Below are 15,892 nucleotides of genomic sequence, written 5' to 3'. Positions count from 1 at the left end.
ATGCGTACAGATAATTTGATTATAAATGGTTACGGTTCATCGAATGGCGGCGAGTTTCATAAAGTGCAATTAAATGGAAAAGGGACAGTTAATGGAAATATTGATTGTGACCAGTTTGAATGTAACGGTTACGGTGCCGTTACTGGAAATTTGAAAAGTAGCAATGCAAGAATTAGTGGATCAGGTAAAGTTGATGGTACAGTTATTGCGGAAACGATGCGAATTGATGGGAAGGCAACAATTACGCAAGATGTGAAGGTGAACAGTTTAAAAATTGCAGGAAAAGGTACGATAAGTGGAAATGTCACTGGTGAAGAATTTAAAGTCAATGGTCAAGCGACAATTGACGGTAATTGTGAAGTAGATACTTTTTCTTCAGAAGGACAATTTACAATTGGTGGATTATTAAGCGCCGATGAAATCAATATTAATATTCACGGTACATGTCGAGCGAAAGAAATTGGCGGTCAAACGATTAAAGTAAAACATAGACTAAGTACTTTTAGTAGACTTTTTAAATCAGTATTTGGTGTGCAGTTAGAGGCTGAACTATTAGAAGGTGACAATATTGATATTGATTATGCTCACATAAGAACGGTAAGAGGAAACAATGTGAGAGTAGGAGCGAACTGTGAGATTGAACTCATTGAATATACGGGTGTTCTTACTGTCGATAAAAGCGCAAATGTAAAAGAGATTAAGCAGGTTTAATGGGAGGGAGAAAATAATATGGAACATCAACATAGCCTTACGGTCAATGGTTCTGGTAGTTCAGCAGGCGGGGATTATAACAAAGTGAAGATACGCGGCGAAGGAACGATTTCTAATGATATGAGTTGTAATGAATTTAAAACGTACGGAACGAGTGATGTACAAGGTAATATGAAAGTAAAAGATTATGTTGTGTATGGAGATAGTGAAGTACAAGGAAATGTAACTGCGGAATATGTAAAAGTATATGGAAATACACAAATGAATAGTGATGCTCATATTGAAAAAACGAAAGTAAGAGGTATGATAGAAGTTAAAGGGAAGTTTACTGGTGATTTCGTAGATGTGAAAGGTGCTTTAAATGTGAAAGGAGATATTGAAGTAGAGGAATTATCACTAACGGGTGGCCTTGAAAGTGATGGATTACTTAATGCTGAAAATATTGAAATTTCACTTCGTTATGAAGGAAGTAAAGTGAGAGAAATTGGTGGTAAGAAGATTTCCGTTCGTAAAAAAGCGAGATTCATTCCATTTACAAGTCACGCAGGAAGTCTCCAAACGTCTATCATTGAAGGGGATGAGATATATTTAGAGCATACGATTGCTGAAGTAGTAAGAGGAAACAACGTTACCATTGGTCCAGGATGTGAAATTAGTGTTGTAGAATATCATACTAGTTTTAACCAAAAAGGTAATGCAGTTGTAAAAGAACATAAACAAATATAAGTAGTACGAGGGAGAGCAAGGTTATGGTTGAGAAGAATAATAAGCTCGGCTTTGTTGTGGCGGGCTTATTGCTAGGTATTTTAATGGCATCAATGGATAATACCATTGTCGTAACAGCGATGGGCACGATTGTTGGTGACTTAGGAGGCCTTGAAAACTTTGTATGGGTCGTTTCTGCCTATATGGTCGCAGAAATGGCAGGTATGCCGATATTCGGTAAACTATCAGATATGTATGGTAGAAAGAGATTTTTTATTTTTGGTTTAATCGTCTTTATGATTGGTTCGGCACTTTGTGGTACTGCTGAAAATATTACACAGTTAGGTATTTATCGTGCGATTCAAGGTATTGGCGGCGGGGCATTAGTGCCGATCGCGTTTACTATCGTTTTTGATATTTTCCCTCCTGAAAAGCGCGGGAAAATGGGTGGTTTATTCGGAGCGGTATTTGGTTTATCAAGTATTTTCGGGCCGTTACTTGGTGCGTATATTACAGATTACATTAGTTGGCACTGGGTATTTTATATTAACTTACCACTTGGCATTTTAGCACTTATTTTTATTACATTCTTTTATAAAGAATCACGAGTTCATAGAAAACAAAAAATTGATTGGTTTGGTGCAATTACTTTAGTTGGTGCAGTAGTTTCGTTAATGTTTGCGCTCGAACTAGGTGGACAAAAGTATGATTGGGATTCTAACTTTATTTTAAGTTTATTTGGCGGATTCGCTATTTTAATTATTGCATTCATTTTTATTGAACGTAAAGTAGAAGAACCGATCATTTCATTTGAAATGTTTAAACAACGTTTATTCGGAATGAGTACGATTATTGCATTATGTTACGGAGCTGCGTTTATGTCAGCAACTGTGTACATTCCGTTATTTATTCAAGGTGTATACGGTGGTACCGCAACAAACTCAGGATTATTACTTTTACCGATGATGTTAGGATCAGTCGTAACAGCCCAGTTAGGTGGATTTTTAACGACGAAGCTTAGCTACCGAAACATTATGATCATTTCTGCGGTTATTATGCTAATTGGACTCTTCTTATTAAGCACGTTAACGCCAGAAACAAGTCGTGCATTATTAACGGTTTATATGATTATTATCGGATTCGGAGTAGGTTTCTCATTCTCTGTACTAAGTATGGCAGCTATTCACAACTTCGGTATGGAACAGCGCGGCTCTGCGACTTCAACAAGTAACTTCATTCGTTCATTAGGAATGACACTAGGTATTACAATCTTCGGAATGATTCAAAGAACCGGTTTCCAAGATCAATTAGAAGAAGCATTTAAAGGTATGAACGGAGGAATGAATACAAACGCTTTAGGAGATTCAAGAGCTATTCTATCAGAATCAGCGAGATCTCAAATTCCAACGCAAATATTAGATAAAATTATTGACGCTCTATCTAGTTCAATTGTTCAAACATTTATGTGGGCATTGGTACCAGCTGGTTTAGCATTCGTATTTATTTTCTTTATGGGAAATGAACGTATGGTAATTAAGAAACAACAAAAGAATAATAAGAGCGAAACATCAAAAGCGTAATGAAAAAGCTCCTTTCCAATTGGAAGGGAGCTTTTTCGTATGTACGGGATTAGCCGTCGATAATTTCGTATTCTTCGTCTGCTAATAATAAAATTTGTGTTTTCTTACCTTTGTTTTGAACTTCGATTACATCATATGTACCTAAGTCTCTTAGCTTGCTTTGAGAAGCGTTAACCATAACTTCCATAGAATCAATTAAGATATCTTCTTCAATGTATGATTCAGGCAATGCCATATCTTCAGTTTCTAATACACATGCGTATAGACTTTGTAAGTTTTCAGCAGTTGGGTTTTGTTCCTCAACATCAATGATGTTTTTTACTGTTTCCATATTTTCTTCTTTTGCTTGGTATACTTTAATTTTAGCCATTGTTTTAATCTCCTTTATAACGTAATCGTAGAGGCTACACCTCATTATAACGTTTTTTTCATGAAAGATGAAATTGTTATATGTATTTATAGGGAAATTTATGTGTTATTACTCATTATTGGCGTAATTTTATTAGTAATTCTATGATTAGGCAACTATATTCCTATGTTAAAGTTATATTGTCCAAGCTTTTCTCACATTCCGCTCATATTATATGTATTAGATAAAAACATATAGGGAAGGGATGGAGTGTAAGTGGGTTGTGAGCCGAAATGAAATCGTCGATGCTGCCAAAAAAGCATATGTGAATTTTTACAAAGTCTAGAACCATTTACTAAAGTTGAGAGTATCGTAATAGCCGGAAATGAAATTGTTGTATCCTATTTCCTTTCATTTAATGAGAGGAAAGGAATTGTATCATTCGTACAAGAGGGCGATGAGGTTATCTTTATAGATTGTTCGAGAATTGATGCAATCCGAATAGGAAAAGTATGTAGTTGCAAAACGAAAGTTAAATATATCGAAGAGGACTTTAGCTTGCTAGGAAATGTTTGCCCACAATGTTTAACAGAGGGGAGTACAATCTTTTTCGATTTTAATAATCCTGAATTAAATGTATCTTTACAAGCAGCAACAATTAATCCACCTAGATGTACTGAATTTACAGATGAACTTGGGAATGTCGTTAAGCAAATTACTATAGTCGGTAAGGCGATTGTTTCTAAAGATTTCGTTCAAGTTCCTGAACTGTTAAGTTTTCGATTGCTTTTATCACATCCAGCTGGAGATCCTTTAAACTACGGATTGCTATTTATAAATTTCCCTGATGTTACGTATATTTTTATTTTGGCATCAAGCGGATATCTTTCCATTTCAAACTGTTTAAAAATAGAGAGTGGGACTGGTAATACGGAAATAGAAGAGATGAAAAAGATGATAATGAGTGAAAATAATACGTATAATTCAGTTGTTAAATTAACGAAAGTATATAACAATGGAGTAACAGAATCATATATTTATAAGAATGAGTCATAACATATGTATTTAAATGAGCCCTCAAACTAATGTTGAGGGTTGTTACATAATAAAAGATTATAGATTGTAAATTATGATTAAGTATAGTAACTGTTAACCTTTATATAGGACAGTCAATTACTATTCATTAGATGTTATAATAAATTTATATTTATATAGAGTTTAGTAAACGTTTGCTTATATGTAGAATAAACAGACTTATGAAAAAGTAGGGGTACATTGATTCTAACGAAAGAAGGAATTTGAATGATATATGAAGCGAATATACATACGAGAGAAAAATTAGTTACTATGTTCGAAGGTTTCAATAATGTTGTTTTACTTTCTTATTTACAAGGACATATGGGTACTGCTTGGGTAAATGATCTTGAAAATCCAACAGTAGCGCAAGTTACCGTAGGGATTTTCACATTTTACGCTGGGGATTCAAATGTGAAAGAAACAGAAGAATTACTGCGTAACATTCCTGATAGAATGTTAGTAATCGTAAATAGTGAAGAGTGGAAAAAGCGTTTAGAAACATTTTACGAAAGAAAAATAGATAAGTTTTTACGGTATAAATTCAAACGTAATGCGGAAGTTTTTAATCCTTCAAAATTACAATCTTTTATATCAGCGCTTCCAAAAGGATACGAGTTAGGAAGAATAGATGAACATATCGTAAATAACCCTACATTACATAAGGTCTCTGAAGATTTTACAAGTCAATTTCAAACGGTAGAAGATTATTTAAACCGAGGTATAGGGTATAGTATTTTATACAAAAGTGAAGTTGTATGCGGTGCATCATCATACAGCATTTATGATAATGGGATTGAAATCGAAGTGGCGACTGATCATAATCATAGAAGAAAAGGGTTGGCAACTATAGTTAGTGCGGCATTAATCTTGGATTGTTTAGAAAAAGGTATATATCCAAACTGGGATGCAGCAAATACTACGTCTGCTAAACTAGCAGAAAAGTTAGGATACGTTTTTGATAAGGCGTATGATACATATTTTGTGGATAATAGATGAATTCGTTTTAAATAAAAGAGCAGCTAGCAAAAGCTAACTGCTCCTCTCCAAGGGGGAATGGAGAAATACAATCATGTTATGTACATTATTGACGACACAGTGATTTTTAATCAAGCAACTATAAAAGTTTAGATAAAATATCTTTAATTAATCCTGAGGCTCCGATTAAGAGTACTGATAAAAAAACGATTGAGAATATACTTTTTTTAGGTTTATTAAATTCTAAGTAAATGTTAATAATGGCACCAATTGCAACTACAATAAAGATAACGAGTCTTACTACATCTATCATGAATAACGCTCCTTTTAATTACTTAATTGTATTATATAGGAGTTTTCCTTTTGATTAGTTTGTTGGAATACGATTTAAGGTAATTTTAAACAAAATAATCTTTGACACAAAAGTAAGACTAGAGGTAAAAGGAAGCGTATGTAGTAATTGTATATCTTGTAGAAGCTGATGGTGACCAAATAAAGTACGGTTATTATTTAAGTCGGAAAGTATATAATTAATAGGAAGTAATTTATATTTTTATATATGCTCTCTTTAAGCACATTTACAACTTACATAATAAAACATGCTTATCATAATGATTCAAACACCAATTATATTTTTTTAGAATAATGGGATGAACAACTTCTTTCGTAGTATCGACCTCAGTATAGCCATATTTCTTATAAAACTTTTTTAATTCCTCAAAAGGAAGACAATATATATTTTGTACTTGCAATTTCTTAGCAGTTTCTACTAAAAATGAAACAAGTTCCCCAGCTAATTGTAGGCCTCTAAATTGAGGGAGAATAAAAATCCCACCCATTTCTATAGTATCTTCATCTATTTGGACTAATCGCCCAACACCTGCATACTCATTGTCGTATGTAATGATTGCAACTTTATCTCTTTTTAAATCACTTGGTACAAACTCTATCGATTTATATTGATTATTAACCCATTCTAAATCATTAGAGGTGGCTAACCGAATACTCATTTGAATCACTCCTTTGGAAAATTCGATATATTTGTATTATACAGAATGTAAAGCGGTTAAAGTTAGATGATTTTTAATAACAGTTCAAGTTTTGAAGAATAGTGCATACAATATAAAGTCTTTTCCTTTCTTCATTTAAGTTTTACGTATATAATTTAAAAGTACTATTTTTATTTTATATTTTTTATATTTATAACAGAATAGAGGTTTAAAAATGGGTGTTAAAATCATTACGGATAGTGCGGCGGATTTACCGGTAGAATTGCTGCAAGCATATGATATTGATTTAATTCCACTCCGTGTATATGATGAAGCAGAAACAGAGTATTTAGATGGAGTTACATTAGAGTCAGTTACATTATTGCAAAACATGAGAGAAGGCGCAGTTTATAGAACGTCATTGCCTTCACTTGAAACTTTCCAAGAAAAATTTGTTTCTTATGCAAAAGAAGGTAATCCTTGTATATATTTAGCTTTTTCATCTGAACTGTCCGGTACATATCAATCGTCAGTTGTTATTAAAGAAGAAGTAAAAGAAACATATGCTGATTTAGATTTAGAAATTATTGATACGAAATGTGCTTCGCTTGGCCAAGGGCTTGTCGTATTAGAAGCTGCTAAAATGGCGAAAGACGGCGCATCAAAAGAAGATATTTTAAAACGTGTTGATTTTCTAATGAACCATATGGAACACATCTTCACTGTAGCTGACTTACAGTACCTCGTGAAAGGTGGACGTTTAAGTAAAGTAGCTGGTTTTATCGGTGGTTTACTAAACATTAAGCCAATTTTAAATGTGGATGAAGGAAAACTTGTACCACTTGAAAAGGTAAGAGGGAAAAAGAAAGTATTAAGCCGAATTGTTGATATTATGGAAGAGCGCGGAAAAGACCTAAAAGGTCAAACAATCGGTATGACACACGGCGACGACTTAGAAACAGCCGAAGCATTAAAGGCATTAATTACGGAGAGATTTGGCTGTGAAGTATTTATTGTGAATACAATTGGAGCAGCAATCGGTGCGCATACAGGACCTGGCGCGTTAACATTGTTCTTCTTAAATGAAGTAGAGTAAAGGATTGATCTTTTGATCAATCCTTTTTTAATCTAATTTATATGTAATTATTTATTAACTTTCTCTTTAAAAGGTAAGAAGGTAGATAGGAAAGTGATAATCGCTAGTCCAAAGCCGAATCTTTCAGTTTGATCAATTACTAAGTCATTTTTCCACTGATAAATGAAAGAAGCGATTATTAAAAGTAAAGCAGCGCCTCCAACATATCTTACTATTTTTCGTGAAGATTCATCTTTAAGTCTTACAAACATGTATATCATCCTTTCGTTTTTATTAAACAATTCGACAAACTAATTTTTAGGATTTGATATTAATAATTCATCTATTAAATTTATTTAATTTTTTGGATTAAAATAGATATCTTCTATGTACTAGGTAAATGTAATGAACTATAACTATCTAAATGAAGAATGATAGTTTACATGTAGTTAAATCCTTTTCATTAAGTTTATCGTAATTCAAGTATATGATGCTGTGTTTGTTAATAACAAGTAGTAAAATCACATGAAAAAAATGGACGAAAACCCCAAATTTTAACCATAAAATTTAACAAGCCATCTAGAAATAATCATAGTATGAATGTAAAATTAAAATGTGTGATACATTTTTTTACATTTGTGAAATTATACATTTTCTTAATATGAAAGATTAAGCAATACATAATGGCTTATTTAGTAAAAAGCATGAAATGGTTAAGCAGGGAGAGTAGAAAGATGGAAATAGGGGAACGTATTCGCCATGTTCGAATGCATAAAGGATTAACTCAGGGGGAGCTCGTATCAGGAATATGTTCAATAACATATTTAAGTAGAATAGAGAGTGGAAAAATAAAACCGTCATCTTCTTTTATAAAAAAGGTTTCTAAGAAGTTAGAATTTAAGAGCGATTATCTTATAAATGGAAATTACGAGGAGATACAGCTTACTATTTTTAAAATATGTAATAAGTATAAAAAAGATAAAAGTATTACAGAAGCTGACTTATCTTTGTTAGAATTATACGTTCGTGAAGTAGATTCAATCCCTTTATTACTAAAGGGATATGGTGTACTTATATACTATCATGCCCGACAAAAAAACGTGTTATATGTGAAGTCGCTTATAGATCAAGCTTCGCAAATGATACCAAGTCAGGTCGAAATGCAAGATCCTGAAGATTATATTTATTATTTAAAAGCTCGAGGTTTGTATTTTTATAATAAACAAGACTACAGTGCTGCTCATGATATTTATGTACAGGCTGAGAGTTTACTTGGTGCAGAAGAAACTGAACAACATGGTCATATATACTATAATTTATGTCATGTATATAAGGAGCTTTATAAAGATAAAAGTATTAGTCGTTTGTATGCCTTAAAAGCTTACAACATATACAGAAAAAATGGTATGCAGAAAAACGTAATAAATACACTTTTAATGCTTGCAATATTGTATATTATGGATGAGTTATATGAAAAGGCACTTGAAATTTTACAGCAAGTAGAAAATAGTTTGGATACTAATGGTGATTCAAAGTATTTACCTATCATTTCATATGATTACGGTAAAATTTATCAAGGTTTGAAAGACTATACGAATGCTATTAAATACTACGAAAAAACTTTGGAATTAAGTGAATTTTTATCACAGAAAGATCAAAAAGTATATGCGTTACGAAACATGTTGGAGATTTACATAGAACTTAAAGATTGGAAAAATGTTAATAAGGCTATGAATGAAGCATTTCATTTTTTATCGATTTATGATGTGCCAATTGCATTTGTCCAACTATATGGTTTGAAAGCTAAAGTATTCAAAATACGTGGGGATTATTATGAATATGAGAAAAATATGCAAAAAGCAATTGAAGTGGGATTAGAAAAAAAACAACATCGCTTAGTTGCTGAACTATCCTATGAACTAGGTAACTTTTATAATGAAAATCGCTCTTATAAATTATCTGCGAAATTTTATAAAATATCAGTTGAAAATAAAATGGATTTATAAAGAAGTTTAGTCAAAAATTCTTATAAATTGTAAAAGGTTATCCAAAAAGTATATTCTATACTTTTTGGATAACCTTTTTTATTGCCATTCTATTATTATTGTTTGATATGGTAAGACTTCCTTTTATTAGAAATTAATACTTTTTCCAGTAGCAATACCATTCATCTGTTTATGCTATTTGCGTTTTAGTAGCAGAAGAAATGAGTATAAATAAAAATGCGTTAATAGAAATCTAAATATTTAAAGATATTAAAATTTTATCATTTCATATATAATTGTGTTGGGAGAAATATCTGTAACTATTTGTAAAAATAGGAGGCGGCTATAAACATGCAAGAAATTGCTAGGTGGAATTTAGATCGATTGTATCCGATGGAGGATATTCTAACCCCACTATTGGGGTTGAAAGAACAATATTTTGTAACAAAAGATAGAGAGATTCTTTCAAAACTTATACAAGCTATTGAAAAAGCAGAATACTATTTGTATTGTCGATCGGCTGAAGAAAGTATTTTATCTAACAATACTATATTGACTGTGAAGGTAAAGGAACTGAAAAGTGAAGTACAGCAAGTAATACAACAAAGTGAAGTGGAAACTTCCGATAATACTAAGTTATTAAAAGATGAACTGCATGCATGGGAAAATATGTACATACAATTAAGGGATAAGATAGAAATAGAGCACAATAATAAACAATTATCATTTGGCCAAGCAAATAATATTGCAATGAATAGCGATAATGAAAAGGAAAGATTAGAAGTATTCGAGTTATTAACAAGTGCCTTACATAAGGAAAAAGAAATCTTCGCTACTGTCTTAAATCAAATTGGGAGATTACGCAATACAAAGAGTAATGAATTAGAAGATAGAGAGATTTTAGCAGGGTCCCTTCATGCGAATGGTATTTCTGAAACTGTATTATTACAAATGTGGAATGCGACAGAAGAAAATCTTGATACATTAGTAAGTGCTTTAAATGTGTATAAGAAGGGTAAAGCTTCGATTACATGGCATGAACTTATGACTGTAAAGGAAAATAATGAGGTTAATATCCCTTTTTCAGTAGCAGTACAAAACATATATGATGCATTAAAAGATATTGATGAAGAATTAGCAGAATTTGCACGGAATGCAATAGAGAGTGGATGGATAGATGCGGAACTGAGAGATAATAAACCACCAGGTGGCTTTTGCGCTCCTTTTTTCAGTGAAAAAGAATCACGAATATCTATGCGTTATGACGGAAGTATTGATAGTGTAAGGATACTTGCGCACGAACTAGGACATGCTTGGCATTTTTATAATATGAGTTTTGAGCAATCTACTTCTTTTTTAGATGATTATTTGCCAATGAGTACGGCTGAATCGGCGTCTATTTTCTTTGAAACGATACTCTTAAACTATCTAATTCAAACAACAGAAAGTATAGATATGAAAAAGTCATTGCTTAGTTGGAAAATAAGAAACTGTTTTAATTATGTAATGGCAATACGAGCATCGTTTCAATTTGAGAAGAATTTTTATGAAAAGTGTAAAGAAGGTTCTTTAAGTGCTGATGAAATCGAAAAATTATCTATAGCAGCGCAAGAAAAAGCATACGGGAATGCATTATCAGAATATCAGCCGTTTGTTTGGATGAAATATGTTCAGTTTTATATAGCTGATGTTCCTTTTTACAATTATCCGTACACATTTGGTTATTTAGCTAGTTTTAGTTTATTAGAGATGGCTCAAGAAAGTAAAAGTACTTTCCATCCGAAATATAAAGAGTTTTTACGAGATACAGGAAAAGCTCCAGTGGAAGAGCTTATGAAAAAATATTTTGAAATAGATATAAGAAATTATGAATTTTGGAATAAAGCTTTTATTCAAATTTCTAAAGACATTGATGAATATTTGCAGCTTATATAAGGGGAGAGTATAGTGGATCAGCAGTTTATAAAAGGTATACCTTTTTCAACTTTAGAATATGCAAAAGCTATAAGTTTATTAAAAGGTTGGATACATGATGAACAACAAGAGAAACCAAGGTTTGTAGTAACTGCAAATCCTGAGATTGTTATGTCTGCAAAGGAAAACACGAAAAAATCAAAGCAGTTTAAAAAGATGTTACTATCTGCGGATTTAATAACAGCGGATGGCATTGGTGTCATAATTGGCTCGAAAATATTAAAAGGAACGCTGAAAGAACGCGTCACAGGGGCAGATATCACTCACGATTTAATCAAATATTGTAACGACAATGGATACCGTGTCTTTCTTTTTGGAGCTGCACCAGAAAGTAATAATAAGGCATTAGTAAAATTAAATGAGCAGTTCCCAAGAGCACAGTTTAAAGGGCAGCATGGATTTGTAAATAGTGAAGAAATAGAAGAAGTAAAAATGAAAATTAAGCAATTCAAGCCGCACTTATTGCTAGTCGGACTAGGTTCACCAAAACAAGAAGAATTTATCTATGAAAACATACAAATATTAAACGTTCCGCTATCTATTGGTATTGGAGGAATGATTGATATAATATCTGGTACTGTAAAAAGAGCACCAAAAATTATGAGGGATACTGGAACTGAATGGCTATATAGGTTACTCTCACAGCCGAAAAGGTTAAAGAGACAACTTGTACTTCCGAGATTTTTATTTTCGGTTATGTCTGAAAGAATTAAGGGAAGTAATTAATAAAAGGGACAACATACATGAACAGAATAGGAATTATCGGAGCAATGCAAATTGAAATAGACTTACTTTTAGAAAAACTAGCTATACAAGAGGAACAGACGATTGCGGGAATGCCCTTTTACATTGGCGAATTCATGGGAACAGAAGTAATTATTACACGTTCTGGTGTAGGGAAAGTAAATGCAGCTGCATGTACGCAAACGTTAATTCATAAATTTGGTGTAGATGCTATCATTAATACAGGTGTTGCTGGCGGGTTACACCCAGATGTAAAAGTTGGTGATATCGTTATTTCAACGAATGTTACCCATCATGATGTAAGTAAAACTCAAATGAAAAATTTATTCCCGTTCCAAGAAGAATTTGTCGCAAGTAAGGAATTAATAGAGTTAGCACGTATTGCATGCAATAGTAGTAGTTTACATATGGAGATTCATGAAGGAAGAATCGTCAGCGGTGAATGTTTTGTTGAGGATTCAAAACTAAAAGCGGAATTAATAGACGATTATGCACCACATTGTACAGAAATGGAAGGTGCAGCAATTGGACATGTTGCGTACATAAATAATGTACCGTTTCTCGTTATAAGATGTATTTCTGACAGTGCAGATGATGAAGCTCAAATTTCGTATGATGACTTCGCGAAAACTGCCGCAAATTATTGTTCAGAAATTATCGTTGAGATGCTGAAAAATATATCGAGTAATACTTATAGTTCAAAAGGAGAGAATGAAATGTTACAAGCATTAATTTTTGATATGGACGGTACGTTATTTCAAACAGACAAAATTTTAGAATTATCGCTAGATGATACATTTGATCATTTACGTTCATTACAATTATGGGATACGATAACACCCATTGATAAGTACCGTGAAATCATGGGTGTGCCTTTACCGAAAGTTTGGGAAGCTTTATTACCAAATCATTCTCTTGAAGTAAGAGAACAAACCGATGCATATTTTTTAGAAAGATTAATTGAAAACATTAAGAGTGGAAAAGGTGCATTATACCCAAATGTAAAAGAAATTTTCACATATATAAAAGAAAATAATTGTTCAATTTATATTGCTAGCAATGGTTTAACTGAATATTTACGAGCAATCGTATCTTATTATGATTTAGACCAATGGGTTACGGAAACATTTAGTATTGAACAAATAAACTCACTTAATAAAAGCGACTTAGTAAAAAATATTTTAAACAAATATGATATAAAAGAAGCAGCTGTAGTTGGGGACCGGTTATCTGATATAAACGCAGCGAAAGATAACGGCTTGATTGCGATTGGATGCAATTTTGATTTTGCACAAGTAGATGAACTTGCTCAGGCTGATATGGTAATAGATGATTTACTGGAGTTGAAGGAGATATTGCCTGCTGTGCAGAGATAATAAAGGTGTTTAATTTATAATAAAATCATTTGAAAAATAATATAATTATTTAAAAATCCTTCTTCCACTAACAAAGTAGATTAGCTCATTAAGGAATTAAAATAAGAACTTGTAGTTTCTGAAGAAATGGAAAATAGAAAGATTTTTTTATTCAAAATAGACACTGTTATTCAGAGGTAGATTGAGATTTCAATTCATTTGTTATGAATTAGTAATAGTTTAATTTCTTGAAAAGTGAGTAGAGGATTATAAAGTGTGTGTAGTTTTTTGCTAATTTCTATATATATTATTTTACGGAGGAAATATGCTTAAAGATAATTTTAAAATTGGTGATATTCCCGCGGTTTTATGGGGAGATAAAAGTGAAAAAATTTTTATTGCAGTACATGGAAATATGTCAAATAAGCAAGATGAAGTTATTCAAATATTAGCTGAAGAAGCTAATCAAAAAGGTTATCAAGTATTAAGCTTTGATTTACCTGAGCATGGAGAAAGAAAAAATGAAAATACTCCTTGCAAAGTACAGTTTTGTGTTAGGGAATTATCTATAATTATGGATTACGCAAAAGAACATTGGAAAGAAGTAAGTGTGTTTGCATGTAGTATGGGAGCGTATTTTAGCCTTTTATCTTATCAAAATGATGTGATAGAAAAGGCGTTATTTTTATCACCAGTAGTTAATATGGAACGAATTCTTGAAAATATGATGAAATGGTTTAATATAACACCAGAGCTTTTGCAAGAAGAAATGATTATAGAGACACCGATTGGTCAAAAGTTATATTGGGATTATTTATGCTATGTAAAAGAGCATCCTATTAGTACATGGAATACAGATACATATATTATGTATGGAGCTAAGGATGAGTTATGTGAATTTGAAACTATAAAATATTTTACAAAAAAATATCGTTGTGAATTAGAAATCATGGAGACAGGTGAACATTATTTTCATACTGAAGAACAGTTAAAGATTTTTGAACTGTGGTTACACAAGCATATAGATTAACAAATTATAACTTAGCTTGAACATGTTAGAGTAGAATGATGAATTTATAAATGGATATTATATTTGAGAGACACTATAAATGTAAATGTATTCACTTAAGTAAACAACTGCTTTAGTTCAATAAGACTTAAAGAACTATATTATCGATTTAAATCTGAAGTGAAGAATACACATACTAAGAATTGTATAAAGTAACAATCATAAAAATGCTCAGAATAAATGATTCTTGAGCATTTTTATGTATTTTTAAATTAAGGGGGAATTTACTTGAAAGATATACATATTCAACAAATTAAAGATTTAATGATATACGAACACGATTATCTTGTTCAAGAAAGCAAAGACGAAGGATTTAATTTCCTAGTAAAACTAATAAGTGATTATGAAAATAAAATAAACACATTTAATAAAACTGGAGAATGTTTATATGGTATTTTTCAGGGGGAAAAGTTAATTGGAATAGGAGGGCTAAATCAGGATCCGTATACAGAAAAAAATAAGATTGGTAGGGTAAGGAGATTTTATATTGCAAAAGAATACCGAAGGAAAGGATTAGGGAGGTTACTGTTGGTGCGAATTTTAAGCGAAGCTAAAAAACATTTTAATATTGTTGTCTTACATACAGATACAGAACAGGGTGACAAATTTTATACTTCGAGTGGATTTGTGAAAGGGACAGAATATGTAGGAGCAAGCCATTATTTGAACTTATATAAAAGGATGTAATAAATTATTATTTACCACTCTAATAGAACTTTTGTTCTGTCTAGTGTAGATTGATGTTATAATTTATATGAATCTAATATTAGAATGGGGAATTGGATGATGGGAGAAAATAAAATTATTAATGATTTCAATGAATATTCAATTTGGATACATACATTGAAAGGTATGAAAGAGGAATTGTGGGTGGCACCAATATCAGAGGGGAAATGGACTGTTGGCGAAATCGTATCTCATATTATGAACTGGGATGACTATCTATTACGTGAGACATTATCATCAGTGAGAGATGGAAAGGGAATGGAGTTCCCGGATTTTGATACATATAATAAACTAGCATCTAGTTATGCCAAATCCGGTATATCTAAGGTGAAACTTCTTGAAGAAGCAAAAGCTAAAAGAGAGTTACTCGTAAAGGAACTTAGATTACTGCATGATGAAAAACTAAAGAAACCTTTAACAGCCAATGGAGTATCACACTGTCCTCATACTGGAACGCCGTATTCTCTTATATATATTATTAAAGAATTTATAGAGCATGATAATCATCATAAAAGACAGGTGATTCATTTTTTAAATGAAAATGCAGTTGCTAACTGATAAAGAAAGATCCCACAAAT

Annotated in this window: 17 protein-coding genes; 13 read left to right on the top strand and 4 right to left on the bottom strand. The window is 31.9% G+C overall.

The annotated features are described in order from the left end of the window. From KVT31_RS19505 to KVT31_RS19495, 3 genes are read left to right on the top strand one after another with little or no spacing between them, the layout of a single operon-like run. The gene (locus KVT31_RS19505; RefSeq protein WP_088096700.1) at nt 1-711 is read left to right on the top strand and encodes a polymer-forming cytoskeletal protein; all 711 of its coding nucleotides are present in this window, start codon (nt 1-3) and stop codon (nt 709-711) included. An 18-nt stretch (nt 712-729) separates the two neighbouring features. Then, the gene (locus tag KVT31_RS19500) at nt 730-1,437 is read left to right on the top strand and encodes a cytoplasmic protein (protein WP_088096699.1); all 708 of its coding nucleotides are present in this window, start codon (nt 730-732) and stop codon (nt 1,435-1,437) included. Between the two features lie 23 nt (nt 1,438-1,460). Beyond that, nucleotides 1,461-2,996, top strand: coding sequence for an MDR family MFS transporter (locus KVT31_RS19495; protein WP_088096698.1), 1,536 nt, complete (start codon nt 1,461-1,463; stop codon nt 2,994-2,996). A 49-nt stretch (nt 2,997-3,045) separates the two neighbouring features. Here KVT31_RS19495 and KVT31_RS19490 read toward each other — a convergent pair whose 3' ends face one another. Next, complete coding sequence (locus KVT31_RS19490) at nt 3,046-3,366, bottom strand: hypothetical protein (RefSeq protein WP_088096697.1); 321 nt, start codon at nt 3,364-3,366, stop codon at nt 3,046-3,048. Nucleotides 3,367-3,666: 300 nt separating this feature from the next. On the opposite strand from KVT31_RS19490, the gene KVT31_RS19485 reads away from it, so the two are divergent. Both KVT31_RS19485 and KVT31_RS19480 read left to right on the top strand, forming a co-directional pair. Beyond that, nucleotides 3,667-4,401: a BC_2878 family exosporium-associated protein gene (locus tag KVT31_RS19485; protein ID WP_249276713.1), complete on the top strand. Its 735-nt coding sequence runs from the start codon at nt 3,667-3,669 to the stop codon at nt 4,399-4,401. 246 nt (nt 4,402-4,647) lie between these two features. Then, the gene (locus KVT31_RS19480) at nt 4,648-5,418 is read left to right on the top strand and encodes a GNAT family N-acetyltransferase (RefSeq protein WP_088096696.1); all 771 of its coding nucleotides are present in this window, start codon (nt 4,648-4,650) and stop codon (nt 5,416-5,418) included. Nucleotides 5,419-5,536: 118 nt separating this feature from the next. Here the strand turns inward: KVT31_RS19480 and KVT31_RS19475 are convergent, their stop codons facing one another. Further along, nucleotides 5,537-5,710, bottom strand: a complete 174-nt coding sequence (locus tag KVT31_RS19475) for a hypothetical protein (RefSeq protein WP_088096695.1) — start codon at nt 5,708-5,710, stop codon at nt 5,537-5,539. A gap of 265 nt (nt 5,711-5,975) precedes the next feature. After that, on the bottom strand, nt 5,976-6,407 hold the full coding sequence (locus KVT31_RS19470) for a GNAT family N-acetyltransferase (protein ID WP_088096694.1): 432 nt from the start codon (nt 6,405-6,407) through the stop codon (nt 5,976-5,978). A 214-nt stretch (nt 6,408-6,621) separates the two neighbouring features. Between KVT31_RS19470 and KVT31_RS19465 the strand changes: the two genes are divergently transcribed. Continuing rightward, a complete protein-coding gene (locus tag KVT31_RS19465; RefSeq protein ID WP_088096693.1) occupies nt 6,622-7,482 on the top strand; it encodes a DegV family protein in 861 nt (286 codons plus the stop codon). Nucleotides 7,483-7,529: 47 nt separating this feature from the next. On the opposite strand, the gene KVT31_RS19460 is transcribed toward KVT31_RS19465, so the two are convergent. After that, nucleotides 7,530-7,733: a hypothetical protein gene (locus tag KVT31_RS19460; RefSeq protein ID WP_000498066.1), complete on the bottom strand. Its 204-nt coding sequence runs from the start codon at nt 7,731-7,733 to the stop codon at nt 7,530-7,532. 462 nt (nt 7,734-8,195) lie between these two features. On the opposite strand from KVT31_RS19460, the gene KVT31_RS19455 reads away from it, so the two are divergent. From KVT31_RS19455 to KVT31_RS19425, 7 genes are all read left to right on the top strand, one after another. After that, nucleotides 8,196-9,467 carry a helix-turn-helix domain-containing protein gene (locus KVT31_RS19455; RefSeq protein WP_088096692.1) on the top strand — a complete coding sequence of 424 codons (1,272 nt, stop codon included), beginning with the start codon at nt 8,196-8,198 and terminating at the stop codon, nt 9,465-9,467. Between the two features lie 330 nt (nt 9,468-9,797). Continuing rightward, on the top strand, nt 9,798-11,381 hold the full coding sequence (locus KVT31_RS19450; protein ID WP_088096691.1) for a M3 family metallopeptidase: 1,584 nt from the start codon (nt 9,798-9,800) through the stop codon (nt 11,379-11,381). A gap of 12 nt (nt 11,382-11,393) precedes the next feature. Then, a complete protein-coding gene (locus tag KVT31_RS19445) occupies nt 11,394-12,146 on the top strand; it encodes a WecB/TagA/CpsF family glycosyltransferase (RefSeq protein WP_088096690.1) in 753 nt (250 codons plus the stop codon). A gap of 17 nt (nt 12,147-12,163) precedes the next feature. Then, nucleotides 12,164-13,540, top strand: coding sequence for a 5'-methylthioadenosine/adenosylhomocysteine nucleosidase (locus tag KVT31_RS19440; RefSeq protein WP_217613540.1), 1,377 nt, complete (start codon nt 12,164-12,166; stop codon nt 13,538-13,540). A 304-nt stretch (nt 13,541-13,844) separates the two neighbouring features. After that, entirely contained in the window at nt 13,845-14,549 is a 705-nt protein-coding gene (locus tag KVT31_RS19435; RefSeq protein ID WP_088096689.1) for an alpha/beta hydrolase, read from the top strand. Between the two features lie 267 nt (nt 14,550-14,816). Beyond that, the gene (locus KVT31_RS19430; protein ID WP_088096688.1) at nt 14,817-15,275 is read left to right on the top strand and encodes a GNAT family N-acetyltransferase; all 459 of its coding nucleotides are present in this window, start codon (nt 14,817-14,819) and stop codon (nt 15,273-15,275) included. A gap of 99 nt (nt 15,276-15,374) precedes the next feature. Then, nucleotides 15,375-15,872, top strand: coding sequence for a DinB family protein (locus tag KVT31_RS19425; protein WP_088096687.1), 498 nt, complete (start codon nt 15,375-15,377; stop codon nt 15,870-15,872). The last annotated feature ends 20 nt before the right edge of the window (nt 15,873-15,892 follow it).

The organism is Bacillus sp. GbtcB14, assembly GCF_019091205.1.
GTDB classification, from domain to species: domain Bacteria; phylum Bacillota; class Bacilli; order Bacillales; family Bacillaceae_G; genus Bacillus_A; species Bacillus_A cereus_AG.
This window is presented reverse-complemented; position numbering and strand designations above follow the sequence as displayed.